Origin of the sequence: Nonomuraea sp. NPDC059023 (assembly GCF_042740095.1) — a bacterium.
Classification (GTDB): domain Bacteria; phylum Actinomycetota; class Actinomycetes; order Streptosporangiales; family Streptosporangiaceae; genus Nonomuraea.
In genome coordinates this window covers 1-21252 of sequence record NZ_JBHYIO010000078.1, presented here as the reverse complement: position 1 = coordinate 21252, position 21252 = coordinate 1, and the positions used below count along the sequence as shown (strand labels likewise).

The window sequence follows — 21252 nt, the reverse complement described above, 5'->3', positions numbered from 1 at the left end:
GGCTACACGCCTACAATCACCACCGCGGCCACACCGCACTCGGCGGCCAACCACCCGCCAACCGCGTACCTAACCTCTCAGGACAGAACATCTAGCGGCCGTCGGGACGGATGAAGACAGGGGCTCAACGAACGTCACCCCCGCGAGACCGGACGCGGCCGTGGTCGAGTTCGATGACCTGGTCGGCGCGGGCGAGGGTGGCCGGCCGGTTGGACACCACGAGCAGCGTCGTGCGCCGATCGGCCAGGAGCCGGTCCCATAGCCGTCCCTCGGTCTCGACGTCGAGCGCGCTGGAGACGTCGTCGAGCACGAGGAGGTCCGGGTGACGCACCAGTGCCCGGGCGATCGCCGCACGCTGGATCTGCCCTCCGGACAGGCGTACGCCGCGAGCGCCGATCTTGGTGTCCAGACCGTCGGGCAGGGAGCCGAGGTCGTCGTCCAGGACGGCGGTCCGGAGTGCGGCCGTCAGGCTCGCGCCGGCGGGGTTGGATCCGAGCAGGATGTTGTCGCCAAGGGACTCGCGCAGCGTGGCCGAGGCGGCCCGCCGTTCCGCGGCCCGAGGGACTGCGGCGTGCCGCAGGCGAACCAGCGTGACTCCGGCGACCGCGACGAACCCGGCCAGGCCGAGGCCTACGCGCCAATCCTCGATGAGGACGAGCACGAGCACGCCGGACAGCGTCAGGACGCTACTGATCATCTGAACCGCGAAAGTGGAGACGAACGATGACAGCGCAGTGATGTCACCATCGGCCCGCTCGATCATTTCACCGGGTGTCCGGCTGTCGTGGAAGGACAGATCCAGGTCCAGAATGTGGCGCGTCACCTTCGTACGGAGTGCGTTGGTGACGCGCCAGGACAAGTGCGTGGCTCCGTAGACGGAACCGACGGACACCACCTGCTGGACGACGGAGACCAGCAGGTAGGCGCCGACCAGCCACCACAGGGCCGACCACCGGCCGCTCGCCACCTCATCGATGAACACCCTCAGCAATTGCGGACCGGCCAGCGGCAATGCCGAGCTCGCGGCGAGCAGCAGGCCCAGCCCTGCCAACCGGGCGCGCCTTCCCCGGGCGAGCACGCCGAACAACTGCCTGTAGGACGGATCGCTCGCGGATCGGCTTCGCAACGTCCCGCCTCCCCATCAATTGCCTGAGTCAGTCACATGTTCTCCCTGCATCGTGGCAAGACCGGGGAAGGGTGTACACGACGCGTACCCCACCCATCACGCCTCGCTGTTGATCGCACGTCTCAGAGCACACGCCGGACCATTGGCAGCGCGCGAACGGCGGCCGCCACCACCCAGCACAAAGGAAGCGAGAGGACCGCCGCGAGGGCGAACTTCACCAGCGCTCCAGCGGGGAGGCGGGAGAGCGCGACAGACACCACAACGAGCACGCTCGCGTGCAGGACATAGACGGCGTACGCATGAGCGGACATGAAGCGGCCGAGGGGACCCGGCGCCGCCGTGAATCTCCGGCTGAACAGTCCGAGCATCCCCAGGGACATGCCCACGCAGTAGACGCCGTCGAAAAGTCCATGCGCCACCTGCGCGATGAGTGCCGTGCCTCCCAGCGCGACGGGCAAGAGGGTCAGGGCCGCCACAGCGGCGGCGGCGAACCCCCAGCCGGTAGCCCGCGCCGGGATGGCCGCCAGCCAGCCGCGCCGGTAGGCGATCACCCCGGCGGTGAACATGCAGATGTACTGCGGCAGGTAGTCCGGGACGGGAAACTGCACCACGGGGACGCGCTCAAGGGGCAGCACGCGCCAGAGGACGCCGAGCACCGCGAGGAGCGCGGCGAAGCCGATCACGGTGCGTGCCCGCAGCCGCGTGGCCGGCCGCGGGGGAGGTGGCGGGCGAAGTGCCCGGATGACGGCGTAGGCCGCCACGAAGATCATGAGCGTCACCAGGAACCAGCCCGGACCCTGCTCTAGCTCACGAAGGTAGAAGTCCAGGTAGGGGACCGGGGCCCGGGCGTTCTCCCAGCGATACAGCGGCAGCTTGGCGAGCGGAACGACGGCGAAGACCAGCAGGATCAGCGGGATTCCCAGCCTGATCACCCGATCGGTGAGGAATCGCCGTCCGCCCTTCCGGTCGTAGGAGCCGGGTACCAAGTAGGCGGAGATCAGGAAGAAGAGTCCCATGAAGTAGGTCTGGTTGAGCAGAAGGAAAAGGTCCAGCAGCCGGTCCCATTCACCTGGCGGCGACGGCTTTCCCATGCTCGGCTCGTGGTAGTACCACAGGTCGAAGCTCCCGTACGTCAGGGCGACGTGATGCAGGACCACGAGTACGGTCAGCAGCACGCGCACGCGGTCGAGGTAGTGCAGCCTTTCGGCGGTGATGGTCACGGCCGCCACGCTAGGAACGAAGAGAGGCGCAGGTAATGGGCCTGGCTCCCGGCCGGGGTGGGGGCTGGCACCCATACCGTCCAGGCCGCCCGCGTGGTTTCATCGATCGGGTGGGAAGGCCGTGGGGGAGCGACGCCGGCAGAGGCGCACGGATGCTCATGTTCGCCGCGGCCCCCGTGCGAGGTCTGGCGCTCGCCCTGCCGGCGATGCTGGGGCCGCCGCTCCTGGTCGTCTTGTTCGTCACCGGGCACATGGGCCTGCCGTCTCCGGCCTTCTTCCTTGAGCACGCCCGCCGCCTGCCGGCTCTGGCCCGGTGGCTGGCGGGGCGATGGGGCGGAGTGGAGATCCCCTCGCCCTACCGTCCGGCGCCGGAGCCGCCCGAGCGCGACGCCGATGGGTGGTATCACGACGGCGATGATCTGTACCGTTCCGCATTCGTACCGGCCTATCTGGCGCGGCTGAGATGGATCGCCGGCGATTCCGCGACCGTGCGTGACCTGTGGTGGATGGCACTCAACCCGGTGATCGGCGCTCCGATCGCTCTGCTGTCTCCGGCTCTGCTCGGTTGCGGTCTCGTAGCGGCGTGGCTGCGGTTCCCGGTTGCCGGCGGCGCGGCCGTTCTGCTCGGAATCGCGGTGGGTCCGGCGTCGCTGCACTGGCACGCCCGCTGGACCAGGGTGCTGCTCGCACCCACACGCGCGAACCCGGGAAGGGTGCTCGATCCGCGTATCGTCGCCGGTGTACGGCTGTGCGCGAGCATGGGGCTGGCCTTCATGGCGGCGGCTCTGGCCGCGGTTCAGGTGCTGGCGATCGTCGTGACGGCGACGAGGCTGTGGCCGGACATCGTGCCGGCCGGTCGCCGATTCGTGTCCTGGCGCCGGGCACAGATGGGTGAGTGGACGGGCGCGCGGATCGCGGAGCCGTACCACAGGGAACCTCCACCGCCTCTGCCAGACCACAACGGGATGTACCGGACGGCGTGGGGGGAGTTCGGCACGCTGCATCGCACGCGAGAGTCCGCGGCCCGCGCGCAGCGATGGCAGTGGACCGTGCGGGATCCAGCCTCGTGGCGCGATCTCGCCTGGTTGTCGCTGGAGCTCCCTGCCGCCACCGTGGTGCTCGCCGGGCCGGCCGCGCTGATCGCCGGCGGCCTCGTGCTCTGCTGGCTGTGGATGTGGATCAACCTCCTGCGCTTGGCCGGCGCGCAACTGCCGTGGTCGCCTGATGACCTGCTCCACGCCTTGTTGCCCGCGCTGGCCGGTGTACCCATGCCGGTGGTCGCTCTGGCCGCCGCCGCGCTCGGCATCGCCGTCAGTCCCGCGCCGTTGCGCTGGCACGCTCGCCTGAGCCGATCGCTGCTCGCGCCCACCAAGGCGGCGGTGATGACCCGGCGGATCGGCGAGCTGGCGACCAGCCGGACGCAGCTCAGCGATGCGCAGGCCGTCGAGCTGCGTCGGATCGAGCGCGACCTGCACGACGGCGCGCAGACCCGATGGATCGCCGTGGGCATCGCCCTGGGAGCGGCCGAGGATCTCATCACGCGAGACCCGGAGGCCGCCAGGGACATGGTCGCCAAGGCCAAGGACCTGTCGGTGAGCGCGCTCGGCGAGCTCCGCGAGCTCATCCGTGGTATCCACCCACCGGTACTCGCCGATCGGGGGCTCGCGGACGCCGTACGCACTCTCGCACTGGACGCACCGCTGGATGCCGACGTGCGGGTGGCGGTCGGCGGCAAGATCGCCCCGCCGATCGAGGCGGCGGTCTACTTCGGCGTCAGCGAACTACTCGCCAACATCGCCAAGCACGCGGAGGCCAAGAAGGTCGTGGTCGACCTGCGACACGCGGACGGCGTGCTGAAAGCCACCGTCACCGATGACGGCAGGGGCGGCGCGACAGCGAGACCCGGTGGTGGTCTGCACGGCATCCGGCGCCGGCTCGAGGGGTTCGACGGCGTCCTCACCCTTGTCAGTCCGCCCGGCGGGCCTACCGTAGCGACCTTGGAGATCCCATGCGCGTTGTCCTCGCCGAGGACGCATTCCTCCTCCGAGAAGGGCTCATCCACCTGCTGAAGGCGCACGGCATCACGGTCGTGGCCGCTGTGGACACCGGCGAGGACCTGCTCGTCGCGCTCGCCGCGCACGGGCCCGACCTGGCGATCGTCGATGTACGGCTACCGCCCGGCTACACCGACGAGGGTGTGCGGGCCGCTCTGGAGGCGCGCCGGCGTCACCCCGGATTCCCGGTGCTCGTGCTCTCGCAGTACGTCGAGCAGATCTACGCCAGGGAACTGCTGGCGGACGGCGTCGGCGGCGTCGGCTACCTCCTCAAGGACAGCATCTTCGACACCGGCCACTTCGTCGACGCCTTGCGCAGGGTCGCATCGGGCGGAACCGCCATGGATCCAGAGGTGATCGCCAAGCTGCTCGGCGGTACCTCACCGCAGCACCCGGTGGCGCGGCTGACCCCGCGCGAGAGGGAGGTGCTCCAGCTCATGGCCCAGGGGCGATCGAACGCGGCCATCGCGGGGGCGTTGTACGTCAGCGAGGGGACGGTCGGCAAGCACATCGCCGCCATCTTCACCAAGCTGGACATCGAGGCCACCAATGACATCCATCGGCGTGTGCTGGCCGTGCTGGCCTACCTGAATCGGACATAGCACCCCAGGCGACAGGCCTGCGACAGCTCGACGTAAGCCGGTGTTTCCAGGCTATGAACACCCTCTGAACGCACGGTCGGACAGGAAGGCTCCATGCACTTACGCCCGGATCTGATCATCCGCTGTGGGAATACCTTTGCCGGTCTCGTCATTCCCTACGCCATCCTGGGGGGCCTCTCAGCCTTCTTGACTGTCCCCGATCCGGTCGCCCTCGGCCTGCTCGTCGTAGCCGTCGTGGCGATGCCATACCTGGCCGTCCGCGGTTACCGGATGGCGATCATCTGCACGCCCGCGACCGTCACCGTGCGAGGTTGGCTGCGCAGCCGCACCATGTCGATCGAGGATGTGGTCGACGCCGGCGATCTCCTCTCGGGCCGCCTGCTGCGGCTGGATGCGAACGGCCGCGTGCGCACGACACCGGTCATCGCCTTCGTCACGATCGTCACCGCCTTCAGCCGCACAAAGGAGCACAACCTCCTGGCTCAGCAGCGGCTTCAGGACTGGATCGTCCGCCACCAGAGCGGCTCGGCCAGGCGCCGGAATACGGCGGCCTTGAGACGCAGGCCGGTCAGGAGACGCCTGCTGTGGCTGGGCGGGAGCTTTGACGATGTGATCGGCTGGGTGTTCATCGCGGTGATGCTGATCTGCGGAGGGCTCCTCGTGGAGGGGCTGCCGGCAGAGATCCGTGCCGCTCAGGGCCAGGGCCGGCCCGGGACGTTCACCGCGGCCGAACTCGACTGTGATCGTGCCATCTGCTCTTGGAACGGCGCCTTCCGCTCTCACGACGGGACGGAGATCAAGGGCGAGGCATGGCTGTACGGCACGCACGCCGACGACATGCAGGCCGGCGACCAGGTCGAGGCGCTGGACACCGGTCATGCCCACAAGGTTTTCACGCCCGGCACCCACGACCTCATCTCCTGCTCGATCGCTCTGATCGTGATGGTGATCCTCGGCTGGTACGGGTTCTGGCGCATAAGAGGCGCCCGCCGAATACGCCTGGCCGAACTGAGAGCGTACGGGGGCGGGTCCAGGCGCTGAGGCCGACCGTGCCAGGTTTTCCGACGAACGCCTGCGCATGCCGCCCCCGCCTCCACCAGCTTCTCGCGCAGTGCGGTGGTGTCAGAAGCATCGTGCCTATTCATCATGGGTTGCGGTGCGCAGCGGGGTTTCGCGGATCAGCCAGGCGATGGTGAAGGCGGCGACGGACAGGGCGGCGGCGCCGATGAGGATCACGTGCAGGCCCGCGGTCACGGCCAGCCGGACCGCGTCGGCCACCTGGGCGGGCAGGTCCGGCAGCAGGGCGGGGGTGAGGTCGCCACGCGTGGTCAGCCGTTCGGTGGCGGCCGGGCCCAGGTGGGTGGTCAGGTCGTCGCGTACCCGGGCGGCGTACAGGGTGCCCAGCAGGGCGATGCCGAGCGAGCCGCCGATGGTGCGCAGCAGCGTGAGCGTGCCGCTGGCGGCGCCCATGTCGCGCGGGCCGGCGCTGTTCATGGTGATCAGGGTGGTGCTCTGCAGTACCAGGCCCAGGCCTGCGCCGATGGGGAGGGTCAGGGCCGAGGCGAGCGCGGCAGGGGTGTCCGCGTCGAGCGGGAACAGTGCCAGCGCGCCGCCGGCCATGAGGGCCGCGCCGAGGATCGCGTAGGCGCGGTAGCGGCCGTTCGCGCTGATGAGGCGACCGGTGAGCAACTGGGCGCCGAGCATGCCGAACATCAGCGGGAGCAGCAGCATGCCGCTGGCCGCCGGGGAGGAGCCCTGCACGAGCTGCAGGTACTGCGGCAGGTAGTTGGTGACGGTGAGCATCACCGCGCCGACCAGGAAGCTCAGGACCTGGGCGAGGGTGAAGTCGCGGTTGGTGAACAGCCGGGGCGGGATGATCGGCTCGGCGGTGCGGCGTTCGACGGCCACGAACGCGGCCAGGGCCAGCGCGCCGGCCGCGCCGAGCGCCCAGGGCCAGGAGGTGCCGCCCGCCAGCAGGGTCAGGGCCACGATGGCGACGGTCAGCAGCACCGCTCCGGCGTAATCGATGCGCGGCCGGCCCCGCTCCGCAGGTGGCAGGTGGATCCTGGTGGCGATGAGCAGCAGCGCGAGGGCGCCGATGGGCAGGTTGACGTAGAAGGTCCAGCGCCAGCTGAGGTGGTCGGTGAGCAGCCCGCCCAGCAGCGGCCCGCCGACGTAGGTGACGGGCATGATGGCGCCGATCATCGACTGCAGCCTGCCGCTGTCGCGGGGCGGGACCAGGACTCCGATGATGGCCAGCGCCCCGACCATGAGCCCGCCGGCGCCGAGCCCCTGCACGGCGCGGAAGGCGATGAGCTGCGGCATGGTCTGAGCCAGGCCGCACAGCGCGGATCCGGCCAGGAACAGCACGATGGAGCAGACGAAGACGGCCTTGCGGCCGAGCAGGTCGCCGAGCTTGCCCCAGAGCGGGGTGGTCGCCGCCGCGGCGAGCATGTACGCGGTCACCACCCCCGGCAACTGGTCCAGGCCACCGAGGTCACCGGCGATGGTGGGCAGCGCGGTGCCCACGATCAGGCCGTCGAGCATGGCCAGGAACATGCCGGTCAGCAGCCCGAAGACACCCAGGCGTGACATGGCCACTCAGACGGCGTAGGGGCGGGCGGACCTGGCCTCGCACAGCGATCGCGCCCACCAGGCGAGCCGGTCCAGCATGACCTTGGCGGCGGCATCGGCGGCCGGGTCGATGGCCTTGCCGTCGCCGTCGAACTGCGCCCACGGATGCTGCAGGCCGACGGTGTCACGCAGGGTGACGGCGTGCAGCTCGGCCAGGACGAGCCGGAGCTGCTCGACCGCGCGCAGCCCGGCGGAGAAGGCGCCGTAGGAGACGAACGCGACGGGCTTGGCCTGCCATTCGACGCCGTGCCAGTCAATGGCGTTCTTCAGCGCGGCCGGGAAGCTGTGGTTGTACTCGGGTGTCACGATCACGAAGGCGTCGGCCGCCGCCAGGCGCGGTGAGACGGCCGCCAGCAGATCTCTGTCCTCTTGAGAGGACGGCGGCTGGCCGAGCACCGGCAGGACGGTCGGCAGCGGGGTCTCGGCCAGGTCGATCAGGTCGGCGCTCATGTCGCCGCGCTGATGGAGGTGGTCCAGCAGCCAGTTCGCCACGGCGGGTCCGAAGCGTCCCTCGCGGGTGCTGCCGAGAATGACGGAGATCTTGAGCACGATTCTTCCTTCTGTGTACGCTGTATTGGGCGGATACAACGTACACATGAGCGTGTACGTTGTCTACTGTCGGTACGTTGTATCGGCAGGCGAGGAGAAGGGGCAACGGCATGACCACCGACAAGGGCGCACCGCTATGGGAGCGGCTCGAACGGCCCGCACCGGCTCCACGCCAGACGTTGTCCCCCCAGCGCATCGCCTCGGCCGCCGTCGCGGTCGCCGACGCCGAGGGCCTGGAGGCCATCACCATGCGCCGCCTGGCCACGGAACTGGGCGTCGCTCCCATGGCGCCCTACCGCTACGTGTCAGGCAAGGACGACCTGCTGGAACTCATGGTCGACCACGTCTACGCGGGCATGCGCGTGCCCGGCGGCCTCGGCTGGCGGGGGAGCCTGCACGCGCTGGCCGTACGCACTCGCGAGCTGATGCTGGAGCACCGGTGGCTGGCGCAGCTCCCACCGCGGACCAAGCTCGCCCTGACACCCAGCCGTATGGCCGTGGCCGAGCAGTCTCTGACGGCGCTCGACGGCCTCGGCCTGGACCCCGACACGATGATGGGCATCTTCCGCAGCGTGGACGCCTACGTGCACGGCGCGATGAGTCACGACAGTGCCGTCGACGCGTTCATGAGCGAGCAGAGCCTGTCCACCAGCGACGAACTGCGCACCGAACTCGCCCCTCTGATGGCCTGGCACATGCGCACCGGCCATTACCCCACGTATCAGCACTACCTGCGCACCGCCACCCGCAAGGACGACAGCCAATGGCAGTTCGACCTCGGCCTCAGCTGCCTCCTGGAGGGCATCGCCGGCCGCCTGAAGATTTAGGGATGCCAGGGGTACCGGGGGTCTGACCTGGCAGCGTCGTGCGGGCTGCCGAGCTGGTCTTCCACTCCTATCCGAAGGCGTTTAACGTGATCGTCAGATACGTCGATCCGGAGGCGTCCATTGGACTTCGCGGTCTGGTTGAGCGGGCTGATAGCTCTTGCCGGAGTCGGATTGGGCGGTCTGTTGTCGTCCCGGGCGCAAGATCGGGCATGGAAACGCGAGGAACAACGACGCTGGCGAGAAGCGCGGCGCTCGACGTATGGGGATTTCGTGGCCGCGGTCAGGGAATACCGGTCGTTCGTGTCCGGGCCGGACACCTCGGTGGAGGTGTGGATGCACCCTGATGGGACCCGTCTCATCCCGGCCATAGGCCCCGGAGGCGCCGAGTACCAGACGAAGATGGAGGCGGCCTTCACCGCGGTCCAGATGGTGGCTCGTGACCAGGAGACCGTGGACAAGGCGCATTTCCTCGCCGGCATTGCGCGCCGTGTCGCGGTCGCTCGCGTCGTCTACGGCCCCGGCAAGGTGCCGAGCGATCTGGATGAGAGCCTGTTCACCGCGGAGCGCGACTTCCTCAACTCCGCGCGCCGCGACCTGGGCCTCAACGACATGGACGAAGTCCCCTTCCCCGAGGCTCTGGCGGACATGGATGACACCCTGAAGGCGGCATTCCACGGGCATCACGGCGAGTCGAAGTCGACCTAGGGAGCAGGTTGCTCCTGCGGCCGGGCGACGGTCGTGATCAGTCCATGTTCCAGGGTGAGGATCGCCGCCTGCATACGATTGGCCGGCCCGAGCCGTCCAAGTAGGGCGATCTCGGCGTTGGAGAGTCCGCGGGCCAGCACCCTGTCGCCGAGCCCGCTCCTCAGGTGCGCCCCCGGCCAGACCAGGGGCGATGGTGCCACCCAGCCAGCGATTGACGCGGCCTCGATCGGCCGCCGCGCCACCGAACGCCCAGGTCCGGGTGGGACGGCATGATCACCGTCCAGAACCACAGTCTCTGGCCGGGTCAGGCGGTGACCCGGAGCGCTCGGTGGCCGATCCGTATCAGTGGTCCCGTCCGGGTTGGGGGAGTGTGTCGCTGGCGTGTGCTGGGGTGGTGCTGTTTCGGATGGAAGCTCCCGCCCAGATGAGGCCGATCAGGAGCGGGTAGACGGCGCAGCGTTCGACGAGGCCGATGAGGACGTTGGCCCCTGAGCCGGCGAGGGTGAGGAAGCCCACCAGGGCTACGAGGCCGATCACGCCGAGGATGACCATGGCCTTGCCGGTCTTCTGGGTGATTGCGATGTCTCGGTGAAGTCGTCCAAGAATGATGATGAGTACGTTGCCGCCGAAGATGCCGGCGAAGGCGCCCAATGCGTGATAGTCGATGGCCGCGTTGTTCGCTGTTTCGCCGGATCCGGGGAAGAAGGCCAGCAGGACGCCGCCGGCAGCCAGCAGGGCTGCCGGCGTGAGCACTGCCCAACGGCGCCGGCCATGCAGCCCCCTGAGCATGGCGATACCGATGAACAGGGTGATTCCGAAGAGGAAGAAGCCGGTGTTCATGACCCACGCGAGCGGCGAGTACATGAACTGCCCGAATGCCTCTGTGGGGCCGTGGACGCCGAGGTTGCTGATGTAGTGGTGGGTGTAGCTGTAGGGAGGATTCGTCCATGCCGCGGCAGCGATGAATTCGGCGAGGAAGAAGATCATTCCTCCGGCGATGAGTACGGCGCCGGCGGTGCGACGTTGCATCATCCGGTGATCGCCTGGGGCGAGCGGCTCGGTCTTTAGGTCGTTCACGGTTGCCTTCTTTCGGGGGCTCACGATGATGTCCGTGGCTGTTTGGGGGCGTTGGCGGGGTTTTCCGGTGGCGTCCCGGGTCCGCTGGTTCGAGGTCGGCGCCTGGTTGGCCTAGGGGCCTTGTGCCTGGTATCAGTACATTACTGTACCGACACCAGTTTAGGTGTCAAGCCAACTATTAGCTGGGTCCAGTACGATGGCGGGCATGAGCGATGTGCACCAAGCGGGGCGGCGGGAGCGTAAGAAGGCCGCGACCCGGGCGTTGATCATGGAAGCCGCGCACGAGCTGTTCCTTGAGCGTGGTTTCGACGACGTGAGCGTGCGCGAGATCGCCGACAAGGCCGATGTGTCGCCGACCACCGTCTTCGCGCACTTCCCGCAGAAAGAGGCCCTCGCGTTCGGCGACGAGGACGAGCGGCATGAGCAGCTCGTGGCGGCAATACGTGACCGACCGGCGGGGACCTCGATCTCCGCCGCGCTGAAGGCGCACTACCTCGCTGAGATCGCCGGGTTCGGGTCCGAACCCCAACGTCAGATGCTCGCCCTGATGGAGCAGACACCCGCCCTCGTCGAGTACGCCGAACGCATGTGGTTCCGCCACGAAGACGCCCTAATCGCAGCGATCACCGCAGATTTCGGGCTCGCCGAACCGAGCGACGAGATCCGCTTCTACGTCCGGTTCGCCCTCCAGATACAACTCAACGCCACCCGCGACGCCGATCCGGAGTCGACCATCGATGCGGGGTTCCGACTCCTCGATGAGGGCTGGATGCACTACCAGGACGGAGCCACGCCCGAGTTTCGGGCGTGATCCATCCCCTGGTTCAGGAGGAAGTTGTACGAGCCGCGCACCTTGCCGATCCGCTTCGCCACTTCCGCGTCTGACGATTCGCCTTCGACCTTCCGCAGACCATCTCTGGCGTCGGCGAAAGTCTTCGCTATCGTCGCCGCGTCAGCACGGGGCGGTGGCTTGCTGATTCGACGTGGCCTCTGCGGCGTCGATCACTTTGATGGCCTCAGCGCAGGCCGTGGCCGCATCGACCGACCTGCTGCATGCCGAAATGAGCAGGACCAGGGAGGCGGCGCTGAGCGCTGACCGTAAGAGCAGCCGGACTCGCCGCCGGCTCGATGGCGCGCTGAGCTTTGCCATGGGAACTCCTCTGGCATCAGATGCGTCGGCAACCGTAACCATGAATATCGATCAGTCCATGCCTCGTGATCAACCCTCAAAGCGGCTCGGTATGAGGTCTGTAACCTGCAACTGGACCCTACGGAGGAGCGGTGAGAACAGTTCTCTACACAGAAGGGGCCCTTTCCTGAAAACCACTCGCTCAAGGTGCTGTTCGCGATTCACCTGCGCCCGTCGGGGCATTGAGCCTGATTGCCGTGGCTGATCCTTTGTGAGACGTTGACGTCTGCGGAGGAGAGTTCGGGGCGGAGGGACCAGTGAAACGGTTCCGTTTGATCGCCGTCATCGCGGCCCTGTTGGCGAGCGTGGGTGTGGTCATCATCGTGGTGGCCCGGTTCCAGCCAGAAACGCTGCTGCGTATCGACATCCCAGGCCTACCCCCGAACACAGCGGCGAGGGTGGTGGTTTCCGGCCCGCAATCCACCACCTACACCGTCACCGCGACGGACGTACGGGCTGTGCCGCCAGGTCACTACAGCTTGGCCATTCACCCTGTTCGGAGTGGCGCGCAGGTCTACTACCCCACCGATGACGTTCGGCGCGTCACCGTAGTTCAAGGCCGTGCCACAACTGCGAGAGCGGCCTATCGGGTGGTCATCCCGGATACGACGACGGTGCTTCAGCCTGCGCGAGATGTTGTCCAGGTGCGAGGCGCGCAGGTCCATGTCCGGGCCGGCTCGCCAATGGCAGGCGCGCTGGCGGTTGGGCGTTATTTGATTTCGGGAGAGGGCCCGGGAGTTCCGCACATGCTCGTGCGTCGAGTTGAGGCTACGCGGCGTGCTGGTGATCGGATCACCGTCGACACCGCCCCGGCCGCGTCGGAGGACGCTCTTCCCGCTGGCGTGGTCCGCGTCCGCCAGCGAAGCCTTTCCCTGATGCGGCCGGTGGCCCACACGGATGATCCGCTTGCCTCGGTGGAGTTCTCGGCCGACACCAAATTGCGAGCCTGTTCGACGAAGGATGAAGCGAGTGCCGTTTCGGCCAAGATTACCTATGAGCTAAAGGAGGCGTCTTTCGACTTCACCGGAGACGGTCCGGAGGTGGCGTGGAAGAAGGCGTTCGGCGTTCCGTACGCGCCGAAATCCGTCTCACTCGCGATCGGCGCCCAGTTGACCCTCACGCACGGGATAGAGGCGGACATCGAGGCTGCACTCACGTGCGAGATGGAGCGCGCGATTCCCCTCGGCTGCGCCAGCCTCCCTGGAGAAATCGCCAGGATCGGGCCGATCTCACTGGAATGCGAGTTCAACATAATTGGCAAAGCCAAGGCCGAGGCGAAGGCGACCTGGCACTCCGGCAAGATCGAGGCCCAGACACGGATCGGATTCGAGGCTGGCTACGACTCCGATGATGGCGGGTTTCATGGCGACGCCGACCTGGACAACGACCTGGTGAACAACCCGCCGGACATTCCCGAGCACGAGTCGTCGTTCGGCGCCTCGCTGGGCTTTGAGATTGGGTTGAAGGGGAAAGACCCGATTCCCTTTGGTACGGCCGAGGTGAGCCTTGGCTTCCGTGTCACCGCCGGCCCTGAAATCACCAGCTCACGACAGGAGTTCAAGGGTGAGTTCAAGATTGAGCCGGAGCTGAAGGCCGAAGGGAAGATCGGTGCCTTCGGCCAGGAGATCAAGGCCGACGGCACCGTCAACCTGGGAGATCGGGTTTTCACACTGTGGCGCATTCCGCGGGCCACCCCCATCCCCACCCCATCGCTGTCGGCTCCCGTCTCTGACCCAGCTCGGACGCCGTCTTCCTCGTCGAGGCCGGACATGCCGCGCTTCTTCCTGCAGGAGTGGGGCACCGGCGGAGGGAACTGCTGCTACGGGATCATTCGCCGCAACTACACGGGCCAGTTCGGGACCCGTGCGGGCGCCGGCACCGCAAGGGATGTGTATGTGGTGCTCTGGCCGGCCGGTGAGAACCTGGCTGGGCGTGTCACCCGCGCAACGCGTGAGCGAGCCCGGGGGCTTCACGCCCGGACAGAGGAGATCTCCTCTCTTCAGGGTGCGCCAGTCCGGGTTGAACGAACTGGGCGGCATACGATCAAGGTGTTCGTCGATGGCGAACTGTTCAGCTCCCTGTGCGACATCCCGATCGACGATGGGCGGCCGCCCACATGTGTCTGGAGGTAACCTCGCCGGTCCGTTCAACGGAGGCTCGCACAGCTTCGGATCCCGGGCCGTTCGGCCGCCCTGCTAGGGAGCCGGGCATCGAGGTAGAACTGGAGATCGTTCGGGTGATCGACCCGTCTGGCCCCCCAACCCGCTACTGCGTCCGTTACGGAGGCACAGGAGGGGTGACCTGAGGGTGGGAGTGGCTGGCCATCGTCCGCTCGAACCGGGCTCAGCCGTTTGAAGCGGCGAGTGCGACGGGATTGCCATCGGGATCCGCGACATAGGCCACGCGTTCGCCCCAGGGCATGTCCTCCGGTTCTCGCAAGACAGTGCCGCCGTGCTGCTTCAGTTCACCCACCGCGGTGTTCACGTCGGAGACGTACACGAACATCTCGAACCGAACGCCGTCGGAGATCGCTGCGCCGTAACGCTCATGCGGCCACTCCGCGGAAACCACGGCGATCTCGGCCGAATCCCGGCGTAGCCCCACATAGCCCGGTTCGCCCTGCTCGGGGAGCTGGAAATGCCGCTGGAATCCCAGCCACTCATAGAACTGCGCCGTGGCATTCACGTGCCTGGCGAAGACAACGGGAAACGCACGAGTCACCATGTACCGAGGCTACTCCCGGGGTCTGGGTCCATTCCTGCGCGCCGGTTCAGCGGACAAGGTGAACTGGATCGTGGTGCTCAACCTCAGCACAGCGCTCCGATCCGCTGGGGGTGCGGGCCGGAGCGCCATGGCGGGACGTGACTGACACGTTGGGGTGGACTCCACAGCCTGCCGGGGTCCATCAGCGTGCTGCCCTGCATGGCCGAGTCGCCCGGTGGAGCATGTTCGGAGCCCGCTGATCACGCACTCGGGCGTTCCCGCGGCGCTTGTCGATCAAGCCGCACCTGGTGTGCGAGCAGGGTCAGCGACTGTTCGCGCTGGTACTGACGGCCTCGATGCCAGGCGGTTCACCGCGGTCATGGCCCGCCCGCGACGACCAGCTCTGGGTGTCAACCACGCCCGCAAGGGCATCCATGCAATCGCTCAGTCGCCGGAAGTCGTGGCTTGACCTGGGTAATGTCCGCGGTAGACGGCCCCACTGATCAGGTCCACGAGATTCCTTGCGTGCTGGATAGTGCGTGGGATGCCGATCCGAGATCCGTCATGGATCCGCACCTTGGCGGCCGGGCCCCACTCGCCCTCGCTGAAGTTGTAGCTGACGGCGTCTATGTCGTCCCAGGGGATCGAGCGCGTGCCGCGGGCGTCGACGTGGACGAAGCCACCCTGGTAAAGCCGAAACTGTTCGTCGCGATGCCGCCGGTAGCGGACCACGTTCCGGGTCGAGAAGGCCATGACGGTGAAGGCCAGGCCGGCCACCGAGGCGAAGCCGCCGATTGGGACGACGTGGCCGGAGGAAGACGGGGTGAGATCCCACACCATCGCTCCGACGGTGGCCACCAAGACTGCCGCGCTGATCCCCCATACCCGGATCGACGACTTCACTGGTCGTGGCGGCGGCTGGTTGCCGAACACGTGCACCAGCGTTCCAAGATTGCGGTTTCCGCCACGGGCCGCCCGCATTACGACGATCTTCTCTGCCTGCGTACGGCTGAGCTCCCGCATCACGCGGCGGTGCTTCCAACTGTCGCGTATCCACAGCGGAAAGCCCGTAAGACACAACATGAACAGCACCCCACCCACAAACACTCCTACGGGGAGGTACCACGACGACATATCTTCCTCCTCTCTCCGTCGTCATGCCGCCGGCGCCGCGCCAGAAATGTGCCCGGTTGCGCTGTTCTCGCAAGTGTGCAACTGGTTCGCCCTCGCGTAATCCTGCGGCGCACACTCATCGTCCCACCGCAAGCCCAAGAGCGCTGCTACATCTCACCGACGTCGCTTCCCGTTCAGAACGGCACTCGTCAGATGCGGCGCATGATCGCGTCCAGCAGCCGCTCGACCCTTCCGGTCATGGCCTTGCATCGACCGGAGCGCGTTCGGCCACCTGCGCGGGGGTGGGAGCGATGGCACGATCAGCCTCGGTTTCATAAGCCGGGCGGAGTCGTTCAGTCCAGCGGGCTCGGGTGCCCGGTGCTGAAGGCGGCCTCCCAGGCGGCTGGGCGTGTTTCCGGGGCGGCTGCATCGATCCGGCTCCGAAAGGTCCTGCGGCGACCTGCGCATCGTGGATCCGCGCGGCCATGGCAGCGATCTGGCGCAGTGAGCCTCCGGGCCGGTTGGTGTGACATCCAGCCGGCCAGGAAGCCGCGTCACGAGGAGGGCTGGGTGCCCGTCAGATCCGTGTCAGCGGTTATCGGTTCGGTGCTGGAAGTCCGGCGTCGTGAATGGCAGAAGTGTCGCGTCCGAGGGCGCCAGCGGCGGCCTTTGCGGTGCCGCCGCTGGGTCACACCGACGGTATGGCGTGTGGTCAGAATTCGCGAACAGTAACTTCGCCGGAATCAAGGAGCGCGCCAAGGATCTGCGCGCTGCCGTCACCCCTATCAGGGCCGAGGACTGCGCCACCCAGGCTGCCAGGTGAGAACACGATTCTGACAGCGGGACCACGCGGGGCCGGGGCGGCCGCTCCCGCGAGATCAGTCGTTGACCCGGGGTGACCAGGCGCCGTCGCCGTCGGGGTAGAACCGGGTGGTCACGACGTTCCACCAGCCCCAGCGGCCCCGGGTGGACTGGTATTGCGTGGCCTTGTAGCCGCCGCCGAAGGCGGTGTTGACGATCGGGCCGCCCAGGCAGGTGCCGGCCGCGCCGCCTGATTCGGCGGTAGCCGTACAGGCGAAGCGGAAGCCGCGGCCGTCGAGCACGTCCAGCCAGTCGGTGTTGGGGCCGAAGTCATTGGTGAAGGGGCTGTAGAGCCCGAAACGGGCTTTGCCGCCGGAGATCATGCTGCACTGCGCGACCGGGCCGAAGCCGGTGGACAGCGAGGGCCGTTGGCAGTTGATCCAGCCTTGGTCGCTTTGAACGGCCACGATCCGGATGTCTCCGGGAGCGAGCGCGGCGGCGCCCGCGGGCGGTGGGCCCGCCTGGTCGACCAGCGGGAAGGTGGCGTCGACGGTGGGGTCGGCGTGCGCCGCGGCGGGGGTGAGCGCCAGCGCGAGGAGCGGTACGGCGAGCAGGGCGAGAGCCTGTAAGGAGCGACGTGCCATGAGCGTGCCTTCCTTGTCCGGGTCTGCGAACCGTGCGCCCTCACCATCCCCTGGAGCTCCAGACCCGACAAGACCCAAACTGGATTCGGAATCCAATAAGGTCATCGCTGTGCAAATGTCCCGAATCGGCGTCTCGTTCACGAGCAAAAGCCCGTCGGCGGGCTTCGCCCTTGGCGGCGGCGATCCCCGGCTGTCGCAGGCGCAACTCGCCCGCTGTACGCCAGCGGGTGCCGGGACGGCATCGCCGCCGGCGCAGGGCGGTGCGCGGGTTCTCGTGGAGGGTCTTGGCCATGATGAGCTGAGGCGACACGTTGACCCGGCTGTGGCGGGTTGAGCGCCGGGAACCTCCGGTGCGAGCCTGCCAACGGTTGGGAGGAATCTTCTCCGGCTTGGTTGTTCGTCGGCGACCGCTCAGGTTGAATAACTTTTGAATAGGTTATCTCTGGGGAGGGGTCATGGAGGCGATCAACGAGTGCTTCCGCACCCACGCGTCGCTGGTCCGGTCGTACCTGCGCCGGCTGATCCCGTGGCAGGAGGTAGACGACGTCTCACAGGTGGTCTTCGCCGAGGTGTGGCGGTCAAGAGAGCGCTATGACCCGGACCGGAGCCTGGAGACGTGGTTGCTGAGCATCGCCCACCGGCGAGCCGTCGACCATCTGCGGGTACGTCGCCTGAGCACGGTCTCGCTCGACGTGGTGGCGGATCCGCCGGGGCAGGACGGGCGGGTCGACATCGAACGGCTGGCCGACCGTGACCGGGTCCGGCAGGCGCTGGCCGTACTGCCCGATCCGCAGCGTGAGGCCATCGAGCTGGCGTACTACGGCGAGCTCAGCCAGCGCGAGATCGCCGAACGCCTGCACGTGCCCCTCGGCACGGTCAAGGCCAGGACCGCGCGTGGACTGCACCGCCTGCACACCCTCCTGGCGGCGGCATGAACCGGCCGGTGATCGCCGTCTCCAGTTGCCTGCTGGGCGAGCCGGTCCGGTTCAACGGCGGCCACAGCCGCGACCGGTTCCTCACCGGGCTGCTGGCGCCGTTCGTCGAGTGGATGCCGATCTGCCCGGAGATGGAGCTCGGACTGGGCGCGCCGCGTGACACCCTGCGCCTGGAGAACGAGGCTGCCGGGCCGCGCCTGAAGGTGCGCAGGACCCGCGTGGACCTCACCGACCGGATGACCGCCCTGGCCGAGCGCCGCGCCGCCGTCCTCGACGTGGACGGGTACGTGTTCAAGGCCAGGAGCCCGACCTGCGGGATCCACGGGGTGGCGCTCTACCCCGTGGACGGCCCGCCGATCGACCGCCGCCATCGGGGCCTGTTCGCCGACGCCATCCTGCGCGCGCATCCGCTGCTTCCGGTGGAGGACGAAGGGCGGCTGAACGACGCGCTCCTGCGGGAGTCCTTCGTCGAGCGGGTGTTCGCGCACGCGCGGTTGCGCGAGCTGCTGGCCGGCGACTGGCGCCCGAGGGACCTGGTGGCCTTCCACTCCCGGCACAAGATGCAGATCCTCGCCCATGACCCCGCCGGATACCGGCAGGCGGGCCGGATCGTGGCCGGTGCGGGCCGCGGCGCGCGCGAGGAACTGGCTCGCGCCTACGCGGACGCCTTCCGAGGGTCGCTGGCGAAAAGGGCGACCCCGGGCAGGACGGTCAACGTGCTGCATCACTGCCTGGGCATGCTGACCCTGGACAAGGCCCGGCGCGACGACCTGCTCGCGGTCATCGACTCCTACCGGGCGGGCCTGGTGCCGCTCAGCGTACCCGCCACGTTGCTGCGCCACCACGCGCGCGGGCAGGACGCCGGATACGTGCGCGATCAAAGCTACTTCGCCCCTTATCCCGACACGCTGCGGCTGCGCAACCATGTGCCCGCGTGATCAGCTCAAAGGGCGGTGAATCATGGCGCTTTGCCTGGTGACCGGGGCGAGCGGCTACATCGGCGGGCGTCTCGTGCCCAGCCTGCTGGCCGCGGGCCACCAGGTACGCTGCATGGTCCGCTCACCCGCGCGCCTGCGCGACCTGCCCTGGGCCGCCCACACCGAGATCGTCGCCGCCGACGCGCTCGACGCCGACGGCACGCGGGCGGCGCTGCAGGGCGTGGAGGTGGCCTACTACCTGATTCACACCATGGGCGGAGGACGGGACTTCGCCGCCGCCGACCGCCGGGCCGCGCACGTCTTCGCCGAGGCGGCCGCGGCCGCGGGCGTGGGCAGGATCGTCTATCTGGGCGGGCTGACGACCGATGAGGATCTGTCACCGCACCTGCGCTCGCGAGCCGAGGTGGCGCGTGTCCTGCTCGACGGCGCGGTGCCCGCCGTCGTGCTGCGCGCGGGTGTGATCATCGGCTCGGGTTCCGCCTCGTTCGAGATGCTCAGGCATCTCACCGAACGGCTGCCGCTGATGACGGCCCCGCGCTGGGTGCACACCCGGACCCAGCCCATCGCCGTCCGCGACGTGCTCCGCTACCTGACCGCCTGGGCCTCGGTGCCCGGTGAGGCCGACCGCGCCTTCGACATCGGCGGCCCGGACGTGCTCACCTACGCCGACATGATGCGCGGCTACGCCGCCACGGCAGGCCTGCCGCCCCGGCTGATCATCTCGGTACCGCTGCTGAGCCCCTGGCTGTCCAGCCTCTGGGTCGGACCGGTCACCCCTGTCCCCGCCGCCATCGCCCGGCCCCTGGTGGAGTCGCTGCGCAACGAGACCGTCTGCCGGGAACACGACATATCCCGATACGTCCCCGACCCTCCGGACGACCTGATCGGCTTCCGCCGCGCGTGCGAGCTGGCCCTCAAGAAGATCAAGGAGGCCGACGTCGACACCCGCTGGTCCTCGGCCTCCACCCCGGGCGCGCCCAGCGACCCGCTGCCCACCGACCCCGGCTGGGCCGGCGGCAGCCTCTACATCGACCACCGCACCCAGCGCACCGACGTCGCGCCCGAGGCGCTGTGGCGGGTCATCGAAGCGATCGGCGGCGAGAACGGCTGGTACTCCCTGCCCGTCGCCTGGCGCCTGCGCGGCGTCCTCGACCGCGTCATGGGCGGTGTGGGCCTGCGACGCGGCCGCCGCCACCCGCGCCTGCTGCGGGTCGGCGACACCATCGACTTCTGGCGCGTGGAGGAGATCGAGCCCGGCCGGCTCCTGCGCCTGCGCGCCGAGATGCGGCTGCCCGGACTGGCCTGGCTCGAGCTCGGGATCAAGACCAAGGACGGGCAGACGCTCTACGAACAGCGCGCGCTGTTCCACCCGCACGGGCTGGCCGGACACGTGTACTGGTGGGCGCTGGCGCCGTTCCACCGGCTCATCTTCGGCAGGATGCCGCGCAACGTGATCGCCGCCGCGGCGCCGATCACGTCAGCGCCGCGGTGATCGCCCGCACGGCGTCCTCCAGCGAGCCGACCCGCACAGCCGCGCGCGGCAACTCATCCCGCCAGCCCGGCCCGCCCACCATGAGCCGGTACGGCGGGCGCAGCGCGGGCAGAGCGCCCAGCGGCTCCGGATCCCCGGTCGCCCGCTGCTGCGACCACACGAACACCACCCCCGGCGACAGCGCCCGCATCGCCCCGGCCAGCGCGGCCGGCGGCGTGCGGGCGCCCAGCACCCGGCTTTCCACCCGGCACCGCGTCGCCAGCACCGCGGCCAGCGCGTAGACGGGCAGGCTGTGCTGCTCGTCCTCGGCACACGCCAGCAGCGCCGGACGTTCGTTGACGGGCGCGGCCGGCCGGGCGATCAGCGGATGCAGGGCCGCCATCACCCGGTCGGAGAACACGTGCTCGACGTCGATCCCCGCCCCCGTGCGCTCCTGGCCCCTGCTGATCGTCTCGAAGACCGGCAGGACCAGCCGTTGCCACGTCCACGCCACGCCGTACCTGCTCAGCGCCGCCGACAGGCCCTCGTCGAGCGTACGGCCGTCCAGCACCGCCGCCGCCCGCGCCAGCATGTCCGCCGATGGCACCGCCGCCTCCGGCAGGCGCGGAGTCGGAGGTACTCCGCCGACCTCCGGCGCAAGTAA

19 protein-coding genes and 1 pseudogene are annotated in these 21252 nt (G+C 68.5%); 10 read left to right on the top strand and 10 right to left on the bottom strand.

Annotated elements, in window-relative coordinates; all coding sequences use genetic code 11:
• Positions 1 to 124: 124 nt before the first annotated feature.
• Positions 125 to 1126 (bottom strand): ABC transporter transmembrane domain-containing protein, encoded by a 1002-nt coding sequence (locus ACFWYW_RS57025; RefSeq protein WP_379626676.1) that lies wholly within the window; start codon positions 1124 to 1126, stop codon positions 125 to 127.
• A 122-nt stretch (positions 1127 to 1248) separates the two neighbouring features.
• On the bottom strand, positions 1249 to 2346 hold the full coding sequence (locus ACFWYW_RS57020) for an acyltransferase (RefSeq protein WP_379626678.1): 1098 nt from the start codon (positions 2344 to 2346) through the stop codon (positions 1249 to 1251).
• 152 nt (positions 2347 to 2498) lie between these two features.
• Here ACFWYW_RS57020 and ACFWYW_RS57015 point away from each other — a divergent pair, with 152 nt between their 5' ends.
• The 3 genes from ACFWYW_RS57015 to ACFWYW_RS57005 all read left to right on the top strand — a co-directional run bounded on the left by ACFWYW_RS57015 (position 2499) and on the right by ACFWYW_RS57005 (position 6043).
• The gene (locus ACFWYW_RS57015; protein ID WP_379626680.1) at positions 2499 to 4415 is read left to right on the top strand and encodes a sensor domain-containing protein; all 1917 of its coding nucleotides are present in this window, start codon (positions 2499 to 2501) and stop codon (positions 4413 to 4415) included.
• A complete protein-coding gene (locus ACFWYW_RS57010) occupies positions 4355 to 5002 on the top strand; it encodes a LuxR C-terminal-related transcriptional regulator (protein WP_379626682.1) in 648 nt (215 codons plus the stop codon). The genes ACFWYW_RS57015 and ACFWYW_RS57010 overlap by 61 nt, the downstream gene beginning before the upstream one ends.
• 93 nt (positions 5003 to 5095) lie before the next feature.
• A complete protein-coding gene (locus ACFWYW_RS57005) occupies positions 5096 to 6043 on the top strand; it encodes a hypothetical protein (protein ID WP_379626684.1) in 948 nt (315 codons plus the stop codon).
• Between the two features lie 96 nt (positions 6044 to 6139).
• On the opposite strand, the gene ACFWYW_RS57000 is transcribed toward ACFWYW_RS57005, so the two are convergent.
• Entirely contained in the window at positions 6140 to 7597 is a 1458-nt protein-coding gene (locus ACFWYW_RS57000) for an MDR family MFS transporter (RefSeq protein WP_379626686.1), read from the bottom strand.
• Between the two features lie 6 nt (positions 7598 to 7603).
• Complete coding sequence (locus ACFWYW_RS56995; protein ID WP_379626688.1) at positions 7604 to 8185, bottom strand: NADPH-dependent FMN reductase; 582 nt, start codon at positions 8183 to 8185, stop codon at positions 7604 to 7606.
• Between the two features lie 110 nt (positions 8186 to 8295).
• On the opposite strand from ACFWYW_RS56995, the gene ACFWYW_RS56990 reads away from it, so the two are divergent.
• Positions 8296 to 9012 carry a TetR/AcrR family transcriptional regulator C-terminal domain-containing protein gene (locus tag ACFWYW_RS56990; protein WP_379626690.1) on the top strand — a complete coding sequence of 239 codons (717 nt, stop codon included), beginning with the start codon at positions 8296 to 8298 and terminating at the stop codon, positions 9010 to 9012.
• A 120-nt stretch (positions 9013 to 9132) separates the two neighbouring features.
• A complete protein-coding gene (locus ACFWYW_RS56985) occupies positions 9133 to 9717 on the top strand; it encodes a hypothetical protein (RefSeq protein WP_379626692.1) in 585 nt (194 codons plus the stop codon).
• Here ACFWYW_RS56985 and ACFWYW_RS56980 read toward each other — a convergent pair.
• Both ACFWYW_RS56980 and ACFWYW_RS56975 read right to left on the bottom strand, forming a co-directional pair.
• The gene (locus ACFWYW_RS56980) at positions 9714 to 9917 is read right to left on the bottom strand and encodes a hypothetical protein (protein WP_379626695.1); all 204 of its coding nucleotides are present in this window, start codon (positions 9915 to 9917) and stop codon (positions 9714 to 9716) included. The genes ACFWYW_RS56985 and ACFWYW_RS56980 overlap by 4 nt on opposite strands.
• A gap of 142 nt (positions 9918 to 10059) precedes the next feature.
• Entirely contained in the window at positions 10060 to 10794 is a 735-nt protein-coding gene (locus ACFWYW_RS56975) for a DUF998 domain-containing protein (RefSeq protein WP_379626697.1), read from the bottom strand.
• A gap of 205 nt (positions 10795 to 10999) precedes the next feature.
• Between ACFWYW_RS56975 and ACFWYW_RS56970 the strand changes: the two genes are divergently transcribed.
• Positions 11000 to 11605, top strand: a complete 606-nt coding sequence (locus ACFWYW_RS56970; RefSeq protein WP_379626699.1) for a TetR/AcrR family transcriptional regulator — start codon at positions 11000 to 11002, stop codon at positions 11603 to 11605.
• 635 nt (positions 11606 to 12240) lie between these two features.
• Complete coding sequence (locus ACFWYW_RS56965; protein WP_379626701.1) at positions 12241 to 14115, top strand: hypothetical protein; 1875 nt, start codon at positions 12241 to 12243, stop codon at positions 14113 to 14115.
• A gap of 211 nt (positions 14116 to 14326) precedes the next feature.
• Here the strand turns inward: ACFWYW_RS56965 and ACFWYW_RS56960 are convergent, their stop codons facing one another.
• From ACFWYW_RS56960 to ACFWYW_RS56950, 3 genes are all read right to left on the bottom strand, one after another.
• Positions 14327 to 14707, bottom strand: coding sequence for a VOC family protein (locus ACFWYW_RS56960; protein WP_379626703.1), 381 nt, complete (start codon positions 14705 to 14707; stop codon positions 14327 to 14329).
• A 423-nt stretch (positions 14708 to 15130) separates the two neighbouring features.
• Positions 15131 to 15787, bottom strand: a complete 657-nt coding sequence (locus ACFWYW_RS56955) for a hypothetical protein (RefSeq protein ID WP_379626705.1) — start codon at positions 15785 to 15787, stop codon at positions 15131 to 15133.
• 890 nt (positions 15788 to 16677) lie between these two features.
• Positions 16678 to 17244, bottom strand: a complete 567-nt coding sequence (locus ACFWYW_RS56950; RefSeq protein WP_379626707.1) for a hypothetical protein — start codon at positions 17242 to 17244, stop codon at positions 16678 to 16680.
• 455 nt (positions 17245 to 17699) lie between these two features.
• On the opposite strand from ACFWYW_RS56950, the gene ACFWYW_RS56945 reads away from it, so the two are divergent.
• The 3 genes from ACFWYW_RS56945 to ACFWYW_RS56935 are packed head-to-tail and all read left to right on the top strand — an operon-like array spanning position 17700 to position 20609.
• Complete coding sequence (locus ACFWYW_RS56945) at positions 17700 to 18179, top strand: RNA polymerase sigma factor (RefSeq protein ID WP_379626709.1); 480 nt, start codon at positions 17700 to 17702, stop codon at positions 18177 to 18179.
• On the top strand, positions 18176 to 19117 hold the full coding sequence (locus tag ACFWYW_RS56940) for a YbgA family protein (protein ID WP_379626711.1): 942 nt from the start codon (positions 18176 to 18178) through the stop codon (positions 19115 to 19117). The genes ACFWYW_RS56945 and ACFWYW_RS56940 overlap by 4 nt, the downstream gene beginning before the upstream one ends.
• 22 nt (positions 19118 to 19139) lie before the next feature.
• Complete coding sequence (locus ACFWYW_RS56935) at positions 19140 to 20609, top strand: SDR family oxidoreductase (protein ID WP_379626713.1); 1470 nt, start codon at positions 19140 to 19142, stop codon at positions 20607 to 20609.
• On the opposite strand, the pseudogene ACFWYW_RS56930 reads toward ACFWYW_RS56935, so the two are convergent.
• A pseudogene (locus ACFWYW_RS56930) lies at positions 20590 to 21252 on the bottom strand (MerR family transcriptional regulator); the annotation flags it as partial. The gene ACFWYW_RS56935 and the pseudogene ACFWYW_RS56930 overlap by 20 nt on opposite strands.

Coding starts and splice junctions, on each gene's coding strand:
- ACFWYW_RS57015 (WP_379626680.1), top strand. CDS start 2,499: ATGCTCATGTTCGCCGCGGCCCCCGTGCGAGGTCTGGCGCTCGCCCTG.
- ACFWYW_RS57010 (WP_379626682.1), top strand. CDS start 4,355: ATGCGCGTTGTCCTCGCCGAGGACGCATTCCTCCTCCGAGAAGGGCTC.
- ACFWYW_RS57005 (WP_379626684.1), top strand. CDS start 5,096: ATGCACTTACGCCCGGATCTGATCATCCGCTGTGGGAATACCTTTGCC.
- ACFWYW_RS57000 (WP_379626686.1), bottom strand. CDS start 7,597: ATGTCACGCCTGGGTGTCTTCGGGCTGCTGACCGGCATGTTCCTGGCC.
- ACFWYW_RS56990 (WP_379626690.1), top strand. CDS start 8,296: ATGACCACCGACAAGGGCGCACCGCTATGGGAGCGGCTCGAACGGCCC.
- ACFWYW_RS56970 (WP_379626699.1), top strand. CDS start 11,000: ATGAGCGATGTGCACCAAGCGGGGCGGCGGGAGCGTAAGAAGGCCGCG.
- ACFWYW_RS56960 (WP_379626703.1), bottom strand. CDS start 14,707: ATGGTGACTCGTGCGTTTCCCGTTGTCTTCGCCAGGCACGTGAATGCC.
- ACFWYW_RS56950 (WP_379626707.1), bottom strand. CDS start 17,244: ATGGCACGTCGCTCCTTACAGGCTCTCGCCCTGCTCGCCGTACCGCTC.
- ACFWYW_RS56945 (WP_379626709.1), top strand. CDS start 17,700: ATGGAGGCGATCAACGAGTGCTTCCGCACCCACGCGTCGCTGGTCCGG.
- ACFWYW_RS56940 (WP_379626711.1), top strand. CDS start 18,176: ATGAACCGGCCGGTGATCGCCGTCTCCAGTTGCCTGCTGGGCGAGCCG.
- ACFWYW_RS56935 (WP_379626713.1), top strand. CDS start 19,140: ATGGCGCTTTGCCTGGTGACCGGGGCGAGCGGCTACATCGGCGGGCGT.